The following is a 14,427-nucleotide window of genomic DNA, read 5'->3' on the forward strand; positions in this document are numbered from 1 at the left end:
GACGGATCACCCGTTCAGCTTCCCCGCGTTCCCGCTGCTGATCGCTCTCGCCGACACAGACGATCGGGATCAGTCCGTTGGCCTGGGCGCACCGGGCCCTGTGGTTGATCTGCTCATCACTCTCACTGAAATACTTGCGCGGCTCGCTGTGGCCAACGATCGTGTAGCGCACCTTGTGCTCCAGCAGCATCTCGGCGGAGATCTCAGCTGTGAAGGCACCCTCGGCCTGCCAGTGCACATTCTGACTGGCCAGCTGCACCCGACTGCCGTCGGCCAGGCCTGCCATCGTTGAGATGGCTGTGAAGGGAGGAGCCAGCACCACATGGCGGTCGTCCGGTGTCGCTTCGATCAGCGGCAGGAACACACCCATGTAGTCCCTGGCCTGGGCACAGGTCATGTGCATCTTCCAGTTGCCGGCGATCACCCGTCTGCGCACGCCCAGATCCTCTGCAGAACTGCGGGCCAACTTACGGCGCGATCGTTGTGGCCTCCCCGACGACACCGTCCTCTCCGGCCAGGCTGACCCGGTCCCCCTCCGCCAGCTGGCGTCCACGGCGGGTCTCCACCGTGCCGTTGACGCTGACCTCGCCGTTCTGGATGCGCTGTTTCGCCTCTCCACCGGTGGAGACCCAGCCCTTCCACTTCAGGTACTGATCGAGCTTCATCGCCCACGGGCGTGTGTCACAACATTGATACTGTGCCGGGATGTTCACCCCCTCCCAGGCCGGATTCCGCCGGCTGCTGCCGCTGCTGCGCCCCCACCTGCGACAGCTCAGCTGGGGTGTGCTGTGCATGCTCATCTACGTGGGAAGTTTCCCGCTGCTGATCCGTCTGGCCGGTCAGTTGTTCCCAGCGCTTGGCTCAGGCGATCTCAACAGGGTTCTGGGGTTGATCGGACTGGCGCTGGTCATCTTCGCGGTGCAGAAGCTGGCCCAGTTCGGTCAGGATTCCCTGCTGGCCGGTCCTGCCCTTCAGGTGAGTCAGCGACTGCGCAGTGATCTGTTCCGCCGGTTGCAGACGGTGGAGCTCGGAGCGTTGGAGAAACTGTCGGCGGGTGATCTCACCTATCGGCTCACGGAGGATGCGGATCGGGTCAGTGAGGTTCTCTACAAGACCATTCACGACACCCTTCCCAGCCTGCTGCAGCTTCTGGCTGTTCTCGGCGTCATGCTCTGGCTCGACTGGAAGCTCACCACGGCGATCCTGCTGCTGGCACCGGTGATCGTGTGGCTGATCAGCCTCTTCGGGGCCCGGGTGATGGTGGCCACGGAACGCAGCCAGAAAAAGGTGAGCGAGCTGGCGGGTCTGCTGGGGGAGGCGATCGAAGGTCTGCCGCTGGTTCGGGCCTTCGCCGCCGAGAGCTGGCTTCAGGATCGCTTCGAAGGGGAGATCGACCAGCACCGTCAGGCCCGTCATCTCACCTACAGCCTGGTGGCGTTGCAGCATCCGGTCGTCGGCAGCATCGAGGTCGCGGGCCTGTTCGCCGTTCTGGCGATGGGAGCAGCCCGTATTCAGAGCGGGGATCTGGACATCAACGGTCTCAGCAGTTATCTGACGGGCCTCGTCGTGCTGATCGATCCGATCGCCCATGTCACCAACAACTTCAACGAATTTCAGCAGGGACAGGCTTCACTGCGGCGTCTTCGCCAGATCGAACAGGAACCACAGGAGCCCCCGGATCCGGTGAACGCCGTTTCCATCGGATGCCTGCAGGGAGATCTCAAGCTGGAGCAGGTGTCCTTTGGGTATGACCCCGCACAGCCTGTGCTGCGGTCGGTTGATCTGAGTGTGCAGGCCGGAGAGGTGCTTGCGCTTGTCGGCCCCTCCGGAGCGGGCAAGAGCACCCTGTTCTCGCTTCTGCTGCGGTTCAACACCGTGCAGCAGGGGCGGATCCTCCTCGACGGTCATGACCTCAGCCGATTGCGGGCGCGGGATCTGCGCCGTCAGGTTGCGCTGGTTCCCCAGCGCACGACGGTGTTCTCCGGAAGCGTTGCCGAGGCGATCCGTTTCGGCCGGCCGGCCTCGGATGAGGACGTGGAGCAGGCCGCCAGGCTGGCCAATGCCGATGACTTCATCCGGGCCTTGCCTCACGGCTATGGCACTCAGCTGGAGGAACGCGGCAGCAATGTTTCGGGCGGTCAGTTGCAGCGGATCGCGATTGCCAGAGCCGTGCTCGGGAATCCATCCCTGCTGCTGCTGGATGAGGCCACCAGCGCTCTGGATGCAGAAGCCGAAGCAGCGGTGCAGCTTGGCTTGAAACAGGCGATGGCCGGCCGCACCGTGCTGGTGATCGCGCATCGTCTCGCCACGGTGCAGGAAGCGGACCAGATCGTGGTGCTGGAACAGGGACGGGTCGTCGATCGGGGCACGCACGATGCGCTGATGCAGCGCGGTGGTCGTTACCGGGATCTGTGCGAACGACAGTTCATCCGTGATCTGCAGAACGGCTGAACGCTCTTAAAGTCGGCATGCCGGATCCGATCACTCCCGGCAGCGACTGATGACTGACTCCGCAGCGAACAATCCCAACCCCGTGCTCACCTTCGAGGGCAAGCGATACGACCTCAACACCCTCCCTGATGATCTGAAGGAACTGGTGCGGGGAATGCAGGTGGCTGACGCCCAGCTGCGCATGCATGAGGACACCCTCAAGGTGCTGGCGGTGGGACGACAGAGCCTGGCGATGCAGCTGAATGAGAAGCTCCAGAACGTCACGCCTCTGCCAGAGGGTCAGGGTTGACCCTCTGGACATCCGCCTCTCCTCAGGCCCTGAAGTTGTAGGACCTGGAGAGGCGGAACACCGTTCCGCTGAGCAGCAGCAGCGCTACAAGATTCGGGAGCGCCATCAGGCCGTTGAGAGTGTCGGCGACACCCCAGAGAGCTCCCCCGGTTCCAGCCACGGACGCAAACACGACCATGGCGACCCAGAACAGACGGAAGGGCAGAACAGCCGCTTCGCCGAACAGATAACTCGTGCAGCGCTCTCCGTAGAAGCTCCAGCCGAGGATCGTGGTGAAGGCGAACACGATCAGTCCCAGGGTGACAACGACGCCGCTGCCGGGGAGGCCGCTGTTGAAGGCCGTGATCGAAAGGGTCGCTCCGCTCAGCCGTTCACCGGCACTGTCCATCACCGTGTAGGCCTTGGTGGTGATGATCACCAGAGCTGTCATGGTGCAGATCACCAGGGTGTCGATGAAGGTGCCGAGCATGGCCACCGTTCCCTGACGGACGGGATCATCGGTCCGGGCCGCGGCATGGGCGATCGGCGCACTGCCCAGACCGGCTTCATTGGAGAAGATGCCTCGTTTGAAGCCCATCAGAACCACCTGCCCGAAGGCTCCGCCTGCGGCAGCTTCGCCGCTGAAGGCGTTGGTGAAGATCGTGCCAAGGGCATCAGGAATCGCACCGGCATTGAGGGCCAGCACCACCAGGCAGGCACCCACGTAGAGAACAGACATCAGCGGCACGATGGCTGAAGCGGCCTGGGCGATCCTGCGGATGCCTCCGATCACAACGGCGAAGACCAGAACGCCCAGGACGATGCCGGTGAGCAATCTCGGAACACCGGCGCTTTCCAGGGCGGAAGAGACTTCAAAGGCCTGGACGCCGTTGCCGATTCCGAATCCGGCCAGCATGCCGAACAGGGCGAACAGACCGGCCATCCAGCTCCATCGCTCACCAAGGCCGTTGCGGATGTAATACATCGGGCCGCCGACATGATTTCCGCGCTCATCGGTTTCACGGAACTGCACCGCCAGAACCGCTTCGGCGTATTTCGTGGCGATGCCGAAGACGGCGATCACCCACATCCAGAAGACCGCACCGGGTCCACCCACGGCGATGGCACCGGCAACACCCGCGATGTTTCCGGTGCCGATGGTCGCCGACAGCGACGTCATCAGGGCCTGGAACGGCGTGATCTCGCCTTCCTTGAGACCGGCCGCCGGTCGCAGCATCATGCGGACGCCGTAGAACAGCCGCTGCAGCGGCATGAACTGCAGACCCACCATCAGCACGATGCCGGTGAGAGCGATCAGCGTGACCGTTGGCGGCCCCCAGACGAATGAATTAATCGGGCTGTTGATGGCCTCAATGGCACCGTTCAATTCCATCACCACCAAAGCCGAAACGTTTGGAGATGGTGTCACAGCTGATCAGCTGCTGCAATCCAATCAAAGCGCTTGAAGATCTTCGAAGCGGAAGGTCTGGCCGCCATCATCGGGATCGTTATCGATCTCGATCACGCGCTCCTGCAGCACCCAGGGGCCTCCGTCGGGAAGCTGGGTGAAGGTATCCGTGAACCTGTTGCGCGCACCGCGGGCCTCGCCGGTGGCAGGGTCGGCATAAGCGCTGGTGTACGTGTGGCTGAGGTAGCCGGCTCCCGTGTCTGTGACATCCGTGGTGAAGATCGTCACAACCGTTCCATGGATGTGTCGATGCACCATCGTCACAACGTCGTCCTTGATGCGATAACGATCGCCTTCATTCTTGCCGCCCACGATCACCTCAGTGCCCACCGCATCGGTGTCGCCAGCGGTGAAGGTGTTCTCACCATGGGTCTGCTCAAAGCTGCGTCGCACCCGATGGATGGCGACTTCCCAGAGTTGGGAATTCACGGCTTTCAACACCTCAGCATCCTCGATCCCCTGCACCTGGGCCTTCAGGTCGGCTCCGACTTCGAATGTGCCTTCAACCTGGCGATCCCCCTGCAACCAGAGGCAGCGGCCGCGGTAACCCTGGAAGCCTGGCTCCCAGGTGTAACGATTCTCGTAGCAGCGTTGGAAGGCGGTTTTCAGATCACTTCCGGGCATCACAGGTGCGGATGTGGTCACGACGGTTCTGCAGCTCAACCAACCCTATCCAGCCAGCGTCGGTGGCGTTCAGCCTGCAGTGTTCTGGAATGTTCCGAAGGATGACTCCAGCAGCGACTTCACGATGGGCACACCCGTTTCGAGACTGTCTTCCCAGGCACCGGGGACGTAGATGAGCTGCTGAGAATCAGAAACATCGAGAGCGGCTGATGTCGCATAGAGCGAGAGGACCATGCCATCGGTGAAGGGATGGAGCTGCCCATCGCCATCAATGTCGGCTTCCTCGAGAGATGGCGCGATCCCTTGAAAAAGACCGGCGACGGTGTCGTCGAGGTAAGTGAGGATGTCCTCGGCGGATTGTCTCTGGGCCGTCCCTGTCACGAGATCAGACAGATTGATGGCGGCGGACGTGCCCAGCTCTGGATGCCCCAACTGTCTGGGTCGGGGTCGGTTGGGGATGGGTGGTGCCTCGATCAGGGTGTCCACATCGATGGCAATCGTGTCTGAAGCGAGATTGCCATTGCCGTAGGTATCGCTGAATCTCTCTTCAAGCACCTTCAAGGTTGCTGTTGTCGTGACATTGACCATGGGAGTGAAGGTGGCCTCAAAGGTTGTGCCTTCACCGGAGAGTGCTGAAAGGGTTCCGCCGCTTACAGAGACATCGTCGAGTCCGAAATCACTGGAGGGTTCTGACAGCGTGAACCGGATCTGTGTGCTTTCACCGATGCCGAGGGTTGAGCGGTAGCTGCTGAGGGTGAGTTCCGGTGCGATCGTGTCAATCGTGAGCATCAGCGACTCAGCTTGGATGTTCTGATTTCCGGCGGCATCCGAAAAGCTGCCGGCTTCAATCACAGCACTAGCTGTGGTTGTGGTATCGGAGAAAGGGGTGAACAATGCTGTGTATTGCGAGGCATTCACAACGGTGAAATCCGTGAGTGCACCGCCACTGACGTTGAAGTCATCCAATGTGAAATCAAAGGAAGGTTCCGAGAGTTCCGCCGCCAAGATCGTTGATTCACCGATCGTCAGAGTTGGATCGCTGCTGCTCAGCGCGACAGTTGGAATGGTTGTTTCCACAGTCATCACAATGTCGGCTGATGCGGTGTTGGAATTTCCAGCAGCATCCGTGAGGGTGTTGGCATCCAGAAAGACGGAGGCATCATCCGTGCTGTCCGGCGTCGGCGTCATGACGAAGGTGTATTCCGTGTCACTGACGGTGTTGAAGCTGTATTCCGAATCGCTGATCTTGTTGAAGCTGGATGTGGCTTTACCGAAATCTGAAATCTGACCTCCGCTGACGCGGAGGTCGTCTGCGGAAAAGGTGGCGATCGGCTCTGAGAGGGTTGCTCGGATCGTGGCTTTCTCTCCCGCCGTCAGAATGTCATCGCTGCTGCTGAAGGAGATGGTCGGCACGGTGGTTTCCACCGTGAGATTGATCTCGGCATCCGCGCTATTGGTGTTTCCGGCAAGATCTGAGAATTCCCCGATGGCGATGGAGAGAAGGCCTTCGGCGGTGCTTTCAGCGGATGGTGTGAAGATGCCGGAGTAAGACGTGGCACTGCTGGCTTGCAGTTGGGACAGTTCTCCTCCCTGGATCAGCAGAGAGTCCTGGGAAAAATCCGGAGACTCCTCCGAGAGCGTGATGGTGATCGTTGCGGTTTCGCCAGCTTTCAAGTTGTCTTCTGAGCTGGTGAAGACCAGAAAAGGCTCCGTTGTTTCAACAGGGATGGACAGGGTTGTGTCGTCGGCATTGTCATTGCCTGCAAAGTCGGAGAACGTTGCCGCATTCACCTGCACGATCCCGGTGGTCGTGCTGTTGACGGAGGGGGTGAACGTCGCGGTGTAGAGGCTGGTGCTGATGGCCTGGAAGTCGCTGAGCTCGCCGCCGCTCACGATCAGGTCGTCTTCCGTGAAGGTGAGCGAACGTTCCGACAGTTGCGCGGAGATCGTGGCGCTTTCCCCGACGGTGAGCATCGCATCGGATCCCAGTCCACTTGCTGTCAAAACGACGGATGGAACGGTGGTCTCCACGTCCATGGAGATCTCGGAGGCCGTGGCGTTGCTGTTGTCCTCCAGATCGGTGAAGGCCCCGATGGCAACGGAAATCACACCATCGCTGGTGCTGTCCGCTGCCGGTGTGAACAACGCGGTGTACCGAAGCTCGTTCACCTGAGTGAAATCGGAGAGCACCCCGCCGCTGACATCGAGATCGTCTTCGCCGAAATCCTCGGAGACCTCCGAAAGTGTGGCGCCGATCAGGGCGGTCTCTCCTGCCGTCAGTTTGTCGTCGGTTGTTGTGAGCGAGACCCATGGGATCGAGGTGTTCACCGTGATCGTGACCAGCTCGTTCTCTGTGTTCAGATTTCCCGCGGCATCGGAGAACGCTCCGGCACCGATGGTCACGGTGCCATTGACGCTGCTCTGGGGGGTCGGTGTGAACAGGGCCGTGTATTCCGTTGCGCTGATCCGATTGAAATCGCTGATTTCGCCCCCGGTGGCGATCAGGTCGGCGGCAGAAAAATCCTCTGATCCTTCAGACAGGACGGCGGTGACGATGGCTGTTGCCGAGGTGGTCAGCGTGGAGTGGGTCAGCTTGACGCTGGGTGGTGTCGTGTCTGTTGTTGAGGCCTGGCTCTGCAATGTGAGGACACCATCGATGACCTCTGTGGTGGTGAGAGTCGCCGAGATCTGATCTTGCGTCGATCCCGTGATCAGGACCTCTTCCAGCCGAAGATCCAGATCGATGCTCTGATCCAGGGTTCCTGCCGGTACCCGGAAGACGAGGCTGCCCAGATGGAGGGGATTGGACTCACTGATGCTCTCGGCATCATCCACTGACAGGCCCACAGGACCGGCGCCGACGATGTGGAACACCCCCCCCGTCGCTGTTTCCGTCAGCATTCCCGCTATTGCGGTGAGCTTGGAAGCACCCTCTCCGCTCTGTTCCGTCGCTTCATCCACAAGCCAGCCGGCAGCCGAACCACTCAGCTGTGAGATGGCATCCATCAGGGGGATGTTGTCGGCGAGGATCTCGAGCGACTCTTCCTCGCTTTGAATGAGATTTAAGGCCGATGAATCATAATGAACCTTGATATTGAAACCGTTGATCGATGTGATCCCGTCATCGAGTTTTGTGATGTCGATGGGGATCGTGATGACCCTCTCAATGCTCGTTGCAGAAGGCGCATCCACGCTTCCGATCCGGACGATCGGATCGAGAGGGCTTGTTTGATCGTCGTCCTGACCTGACAGTGCCTGATTGCTGTTCAGATGATCACTGGCTGAGGCGGATGATTGGAGTAATAAAATATCGCCGTTATTATTGATCCAATTGGGTTGTCGTGAGGTTAAGCCTGTTTTCACGACATTAAGGGCTAATCTTGATCAGATTAGCAACATGCTTTCATTCGGGCCACTGAATACATCGTCGGTGACAAACGCACTGGATGACATGATCGCGCTGTCTGCGTCTGTGCGGCTTTTCATGCTTGTTGCTGATCCGGTTGCTCGTCAGGCCGGTCAGCTGTGGACATCCTGCAACGCATGGATGCTCAGCGTGGGCTGGCCCTGAAGGGCCGCGATCGCTTCCACGGCGGCCCGTGCACCTGCCAGCGTTGTCACGGTCGGCACGGCGTAATCAAGGGCGGCACGTCGCAGGTACTTGTCATCGTGCGCGGCTTGGCGGCCAATCGGTGTGTTGATGACGAGCTGCACCTGTTTCGAGCGAATCAGATCCTCGATGTTCGGGCGCCCTTCGTGCACCTTGAGCACGGATGTCACCGCCAGGCCGGCGTCCGCGAGGGCGTTGGCGGTGCCGGAGGTGGCGATCACCGAGAAGCCGAGCTCGATCAACCTGGCAGCGACCGGGATCAGCGCCTGTTTGTCCCGGTCATGGGTTGAGAGAAACACGGTTCCACCGGTTGGAAGGGCTTCACCAGCCCCCAGCTCAGCCTTGGCGTACGCCATGCCGAAACTGTCGGCGGAACCCATCACTTCACCGGTGGAACGCATCTCCGGTCCCAGGACCGTGTCCGCGCCGGGAAAGCGTCGGAACGGCAGCACAGCTTCCTTGATGGTCTGCAAGGGCGGCTTGGGTTCATGATTCAAACCGACTTCGGCCAGGGTTTCGCCCGCCATCAGGCGTGTGGCGATCCGTGCCAGTGGCTGCCCCGTGGCCTTGGCGACAAACGGCACCGTGCGGGATGCTCTTGGGTTGGCTTCGATGATGTAGACGATTTCCCGTCCTTCGCTGTCACGCTGGACGGCGAACTGCAGGTTGATCAGTCCTTCCACCTTGAGTGCCAGGGCCAGCCCGCGGCTCCACTCGCGAATGATCGCAAGGGCTTCTTCGCCGAGGGAAACGGAGGGCAGGCAGCAGGCGGAATCCCCGGAGTGGATGCCAGCCGGCTCGATGTGCTCCATCAAGCCACCGATCACCACGTTGCCTTCCCTGTCGCAGAGTGCGTCGACATCCACTTCCACGGCGTTTTCCAGGTACTGATCGATCAGCACCGGGTGATCGGGCTCCACCTGAACCGCTTCACGCATGTAGCGGTTCAGTTCCTCTTCGTCGAACACCACTTCCATGGCGCGCCCTCCCAGCACATAGGAGGGTCGGACCACCACCGGGTACCCAACCCTGGTGGCGACGTTCCGGGCTTCCTCTTCACTGCGGGCGAGGCCGTTTCTCGGCTGGCGGATCTCCAGGGTTCTGAGGATCGCCTCGAACTGTTCCCGGTCTTCAGCGCGATCGATCGATTCCGGTGAGGTGCCCCAGATGCGTGTCCCGGTGGCACGTCCCGCGTCCGTGTCCAGCCACTCAAGCAGGGGGATCGCCAGTTTGAGCGGGGTCTGACCGCCGAACTGCACCACCACGCCATCGGGGTGCTCCGCCTCGATCACGTTCAGCACATCCTCCAGGGTGAGCGGCTCGAAGTAGAGGCTGTCGCTGGTGTCGTAGTCGGTGGAGACCGTCTCTGGGTTGCTGTTCACCATCACGGTGCTGATTCCTTTCTCCTGGGCCGCGAAGGAGGCGTGGCAGCAGCAGTAGTCGAACTCGATGCCCTGGCCGATCCTGTTCGGTCCACCTCCGAGGATCATCATTCGACGACCTGATCCGGAGCTGTGCACCTCATTCGAAGGGGGCATCGTGATCAGCTCACCGGCGTCATTGAGCTTCTGCAGCGGCCTCTCGTAGGTGGAGTAGTGGTAAGGCGTCGTCGAGGCGAATTCCGCGGCACAGGTGTCGACGGTCTTGAACACCGGGTTCACCCCCAGGGTCTGCCGCCGATCCCGAACCGCCAACTCCGTGGAATCGGTCGCCCAGGCGATCTGCCGGTCGGAGAAGCCGAGTTGTTTGAGCTGGAGAAGCTCCTCCGCATCCAGGCTCGCCAAGGCACGTCCCGTCAGCAGCTGTTGCTCCGCATCAATCAGCCGTCGCAGCTTCGCCAGGAACCAGGGGTCGATCCCGCTGATCCTGTGCAGGTCGTCATCACTGCGTCCGAGCAGCATCGCTGTGCGAACCCAGAGAATCCGTTCCGGGGATGGGGTCCGAAGCAGACGGTCGATCTCTCGCTCGGAGATCTCCGGTTCCGGTCGATCGCAGCCCCAGCCGGACCGGCCGATCTCGAGAGATCGCATCGCCTTCTGAAAGGACTCCTCGAAGCAGCGTCCGATGGCCATCGCTTCCCCGACCGATTTCATCGACGTGGTGAGAATCGCCGGACTTCCGCGGAACTTCTCGAAGGCGAAGCGAGGGATCTTGGTGACCACGTAATCGATCGTGGGCTCGAAGCAGGCCGGCGTTTTGCCGGTGATGTCGTTGAGGATCTCGTCGAGGGTGTATCCAACGGCGAGGCGAGCGGCGATCTTCGCGATCGGAAAGCCTGTGGCCTTGCTGGCGAGGGCGGAGGACCGGCTCACCCTGGGGTTCATTTCAATCACCACCACATCGCCGTTCACGGGATTGACGGCGAACTGGATGTTGCTGCCGCCGGTGGCGACCCCGATCTCGCGGATGATCGCGATCGACTGGTCGCGCAGTCGCTGGTATTCCCGATCCGTCAGGGTCTGGGCCGGGGCCACCGTGATCGAGTCTCCGGTGTGAACCCCCATCGGGTCGAGGTTTTCGATGCTGCAGACGATCACGACGTTGTCGGCCAGATCGCGCATCACCTCCAGTTCGAATTCCTTCCAGCCCAGCAGGGACTGCTCGATCAGGATCTGCGAAACCGGGCTTGCCTCCAGTCCGCTCTTGCAGATCGCCGCATATTCCTCCGGGTTGTAAGCGATCCCACCGCCGCTGCCCCCCAGGGTGAAGGCGGGACGGATGATGCGGGGAAAACTGCCGATGGCGGCACCCACGGCCTCAGCCTCCTCCAGGGACGAGGCGATCCCGGAGGGACAGACCCTGACGCCGATCCGTTCCATCGCCTGCTTGAACAGCAGGCGGTCTTCGGCTTTCTGAATCGCCTGCAGATCGGCACCGATCAGCTCGACACCGAAACGCTCCAGTGTTCCGTTCTCGGCCAGGGTCACCGCCAGATTCAGGGCGGTCTGCCCGCCCATGGTCGGCAGCAGGGCGTCGGGACGTTCCCGTTCGATCACCTGCGTCACGAGATCCGGGGTGAGCGGCTCGATGTAGGTCCGATCCGCCATGTCCGGATCGGTCATGATCGATGCCGGGTTGGAATTGACCAGGATCACCTGGTATCCCTCGGCGCGGAGAGCTTTGCAGGCCTGGGTTCCGGAGTAATCGAACTCGCAGGCCTGGCCGATCACGATCGGGCCTGATCCCAGCAGAAGGATGCGTTGCAGATCGGTCCGCCGGGGCATGGAGGTCGTTCTGGGCCAGACATTGAAAGCCTCTCACGCAGCTGTTCCCCCACGGCATGAACGGTGAGGGACCGGGGCCTCGCTACCTTTGACACATCAAAGGAACCCAGACGCGATGAGTGAGCTCCAGCGCCTCAAGGGGCTGCTGCCACCGGAAATGCAGAGCTGGGTGTTCGTCGAGTCTGCTGCCGCTGTGGACCCGCCGCTGATCACCCTTGAAGAGATCGGCCGCGATGAGGTCGAGATCCAGGTGGATCTTGAAAAGTGGGACAGCATGGCTCTCGATCACCGCAACCTGCTCTTCTGGCATGAGGTCGGTCGCATTCAGAACGACACGATCCCCAGGGATGGCTGGGAGATGGCTGCCCTCGCCATCGGTTTGGGTGGTGCCATCGGCGAACTCTGGGTTCAGGACGGCCTTCTGCTGTTGATGGCCCTGGGGCTCTCGGGTTTCGCCGGTTACCGCCTCTACCTCAAGAACAATTCCGAGAAGCGTCTGCAGGATGCGATCACCGCAGACGAGCGGGCCATCGACCTGGCCTGCCGATTCGGATACAGCGTTCCGAACGCCTACCGCAGTCTGGGTGGTGCGCTGAAGGAGCTGGTGGAACAGACCCGCAAGAAGCGCCGTCGCAGCTTCTATGAAGATCGCCTGGAGGCGCTGCGTAAGAGTGCCAGCAAGGCGCGTGCCGAGATGGCCCAGCAGGAGGGATCCCGCAGTTCCGTCACCAGCGAAAACGTCTATGGATAGTGAACAGCTTGCCGAGCTCGCTGCGGATGCCTGTGACGACCGCAAGGCCACGGACATCCGTCTGATCCGAGTCGACGAGGTTTCAAGCCTGGCCGACTGGCTGGTGATCGCAGGGGGACAGTCGGATGTGCAGGTGCGGGCGATCGCTCGCTCGGTCGAGGACCGGCTGGAGACCGAAGCGGAGCGACTCCCGCTGCGAAAGGAAGGATTGAATGAGGGGCGATGGGCGCTGCTCGATTACGGCGAACTCATCGTTCATGTGCTCATGCCCGATGAGCGGGGGTATTACGACCTCGAGGCCTTCTGGAGCCACGGCGAGACCCGGGTGTTTCTAGGTTCGCCGCAGGATGTTCCTGCGGGGTCATGACCGAGTCCGTCGCCTGTCCGGTTCCTCCCGAGCAGCGTCCACTGGAGGAGTTCCAGCAGTTGACGGAATCCTGGTTCTTCTCCTGGCCTGCCGGGGCTAACCCACGGCTGCGCTGGCGTCTGGCAACGGCATGGTTGCTGATGCTTCCCGTGTGCACGCTGATCGCCAGCGGCAGTTGGACGCTGCGTGGCGACCCACCGCGGCTGGTGATGGCAGCTTCCGTGGCAGCGCTGGTTCTGCCTCTGTTTCTGCTGATGCGCCAGTGGCTTGGCTGGACCTACGTGATGCGCCGCCTGCTGGCTGAATCGGTGGATTACGAGGAGTCAGGCTGGTACGACGGGCAGACGTGGGAGAAGCCCGTGTCCTGGCGTGAGAAGGATCAGCTCGTGGCCCGGCATGAGGTGAGGCCGATCCTGGGTCGGCTGGCACGTGCCATGGCCCTGGCCGCCGCACTCATGCTGGGGGGGGCGAGCCTCTGTCAGGCTCTCTGAAACGAGGCTCGTTCGAGGATGCCCCTCTCCTCCGGTTTCAGCGGCGCATCACGCTCCGGGACTGCGCCATTGGAGGTGACCCTCTGCCGCGGCTGCATCGGCGAGTCAAAGCACAGGGTGCACGCAGTTGTCTGTGACGGGCGCGGACGGGTTCTGATGTCTGCCGGTGATCCCGGCTACGAGACTTTCATCCGCTCCGCTCTGAAACCGTTCCAGGCCCTGCCGTTTCTCAGCAGTGGGGCCGCTGCCCAGATGGAGGCCGGTGATCGGGGCATCGCCATCAGCTGCGCGTCCCACTCCGGCAGCAATGAGCATGCCCGTGAGGCGTTCAGGCTGCTCTGGAATGCTGAGCTGGAGGCCTCCCATCTGCAGTGCCCCGTTCCTGAAGGGTCCGACAGCCCGTTGCAGCACAACTGCTCCGGCAAACACGCCGCCTTCCTGGCCACGAGTCGAAAAATGGCCTGGCCCCTCGACAGCTACCTGCAGAGCGACCATCCGCTGCAGAAGGAGGTGAACCGGAGGGTGGCGGAACTGCTGGGGCTGCCGGCAGCGGAGCTGGTGGCGGCACGGGATGACTGCGGTGCTCCGACCCTGCGACTGCAGCTGGCGCAGATGGCGCTTCTCTATGCCCATCTCGGGGCTTCGCGCCATGCGGAACTGGAGCAGATCAGCCGGGCGATGCTGGCGCATTCTGATCTTGTGGCCGGTGCCGGCCGCTTCGACACCGAGTTGATGGGACGAAGCCATGGTCAGGTGCTCTCCAAGGGAGGCGCCGAGGGAATTCAGTGCCTCAGCCGCATCGGTGAGGGCCTTGGGGTCGCCATCAAGGTGGAAGACGGCTCAAGACGTGCCAAACAGGCTGTGGCGCTGCATCTGCTGCGTCAGTTGGAATGGCTCACGCCCATGAGCCTTCAGGAGCTCGAAGAGCAGGTTCTGATCCTGAATCCCGGCGTGCACCTCGAGGTGAACGGTTCTCTGCAGTTCCAGCAAAGCTGAAAGGATTCTGTGTCCGGCGACACCGATGTGTATGATTTCAGAGGGCAACGCGGGGTAGAGCAGTCTGGTAGCTCGTCGGGCTCATAACCCGAAGGTCGGGAGTTCAAATCTCCCCCCCGCCACCACTTCTGTTTGGATTGAAGATCCCTTCGGGGATCTTTTTTTGTACCGGATCCG

Annotated in this window: 12 protein-coding genes and 1 tRNA gene; 7 read left to right on the top strand and 6 right to left on the bottom strand. The window is 61.5% G+C overall.

What is annotated here, in order from left to right:
• Positions 1 to 436: triose-phosphate isomerase (locus ACJ0G7_RS09295; RefSeq protein WP_407395954.1), on the bottom strand; the 436-nt coding region annotated here is incomplete at its 3' end.
• A gap of 31 nt (positions 437 to 467) precedes the next feature.
• The gene (locus ACJ0G7_RS09300) at positions 468 to 665 is read right to left on the bottom strand and encodes an RNA-binding S4 domain-containing protein (RefSeq protein WP_043691788.1); all 198 of its coding nucleotides are present in this window, start codon (positions 663 to 665) and stop codon (positions 468 to 470) included.
• A gap of 40 nt (positions 666 to 705) precedes the next feature.
• Here ACJ0G7_RS09300 and ACJ0G7_RS09305 point away from each other — a divergent pair, with 40 nt between their 5' ends.
• Together ACJ0G7_RS09305 and ACJ0G7_RS09310 are read left to right on the top strand one after the other, a co-directional pair.
• Positions 706 to 2,451 (top strand): ABC transporter ATP-binding protein, encoded by a 1,746-nt coding sequence (locus ACJ0G7_RS09305; RefSeq protein ID WP_043691785.1) that lies wholly within the window; start codon positions 706 to 708, stop codon positions 2,449 to 2,451.
• A gap of 49 nt (positions 2,452 to 2,500) precedes the next feature.
• Positions 2,501 to 2,740 carry a DUF6447 family protein gene (locus ACJ0G7_RS09310; protein ID WP_043691783.1) on the top strand — a complete coding sequence of 80 codons (240 nt, stop codon included), beginning with the start codon at positions 2,501 to 2,503 and terminating at the stop codon, positions 2,738 to 2,740.
• 22 nt (positions 2,741 to 2,762) lie between these two features.
• On the opposite strand, the gene ACJ0G7_RS09315 is transcribed toward ACJ0G7_RS09310, so the two are convergent.
• The 4 genes from ACJ0G7_RS09315 to carB form a co-directional block, all read right to left on the bottom strand.
• Positions 2,763 to 4,112, bottom strand: coding sequence for an alanine/glycine:cation symporter family protein (locus ACJ0G7_RS09315; RefSeq protein ID WP_407395955.1), 1,350 nt, complete (start codon positions 4,110 to 4,112; stop codon positions 2,763 to 2,765).
• 60 nt (positions 4,113 to 4,172) lie between these two features.
• Positions 4,173 to 4,811 carry a DUF3386 domain-containing protein gene (locus ACJ0G7_RS09320; RefSeq protein WP_407395956.1) on the bottom strand — a complete coding sequence of 213 codons (639 nt, stop codon included), beginning with the start codon at positions 4,809 to 4,811 and terminating at the stop codon, positions 4,173 to 4,175.
• A 69-nt stretch (positions 4,812 to 4,880) separates the two neighbouring features.
• Positions 4,881 to 7,817: an Ig-like domain-containing protein gene (locus tag ACJ0G7_RS09325; protein WP_407395893.1), complete on the bottom strand. Its 2,937-nt coding sequence runs from the start codon at positions 7,815 to 7,817 to the stop codon at positions 4,881 to 4,883.
• A gap of 513 nt (positions 7,818 to 8,330) precedes the next feature.
• A complete protein-coding gene (gene carB, locus ACJ0G7_RS09330) occupies positions 8,331 to 11,645 on the bottom strand; it encodes a carbamoyl-phosphate synthase large subunit (protein ID WP_407395895.1) in 3,315 nt (1,104 codons plus the stop codon).
• Between the two features lie 115 nt (positions 11,646 to 11,760).
• Here carB and ACJ0G7_RS09335 point away from each other — a divergent pair, with 115 nt between their 5' ends.
• The 5 genes from ACJ0G7_RS09335 to ACJ0G7_RS09355 all read left to right on the top strand — a co-directional run bounded on the left by ACJ0G7_RS09335 (position 11,761) and on the right by ACJ0G7_RS09355 (position 14,375).
• Positions 11,761 to 12,396: a DUF3318 domain-containing protein gene (locus tag ACJ0G7_RS09335; protein WP_043691773.1), complete on the top strand. Its 636-nt coding sequence runs from the start codon at positions 11,761 to 11,763 to the stop codon at positions 12,394 to 12,396.
• Positions 12,389 to 12,763: a ribosome silencing factor gene (gene rsfS / locus ACJ0G7_RS09340; protein WP_043691771.1), complete on the top strand. Its 375-nt coding sequence runs from the start codon at positions 12,389 to 12,391 to the stop codon at positions 12,761 to 12,763. The genes ACJ0G7_RS09335 and rsfS overlap by 8 nt, the downstream gene beginning before the upstream one ends.
• Positions 12,760 to 13,254 carry a CGLD27 family protein gene (locus ACJ0G7_RS09345; RefSeq protein ID WP_043691768.1) on the top strand — a complete coding sequence of 165 codons (495 nt, stop codon included), beginning with the start codon at positions 12,760 to 12,762 and terminating at the stop codon, positions 13,252 to 13,254. The genes rsfS and ACJ0G7_RS09345 overlap by 4 nt, the downstream gene beginning before the upstream one ends.
• A gap of 18 nt (positions 13,255 to 13,272) precedes the next feature.
• Entirely contained in the window at positions 13,273 to 14,250 is a 978-nt protein-coding gene (locus tag ACJ0G7_RS09350) for an asparaginase (RefSeq protein WP_043691761.1), read from the top strand.
• Between the two features lie 48 nt (positions 14,251 to 14,298).
• Positions 14,299 to 14,375, top strand: a tRNA-Met gene (locus ACJ0G7_RS09355).
• Positions 14,376 to 14,427 lie beyond the last annotated feature (52 nt).

This window comes from Parasynechococcus sp. (assembly GCF_045559935.1).
GTDB lineage: Bacteria > Cyanobacteriota > Cyanobacteriia > PCC-6307 > Cyanobiaceae > Parasynechococcus.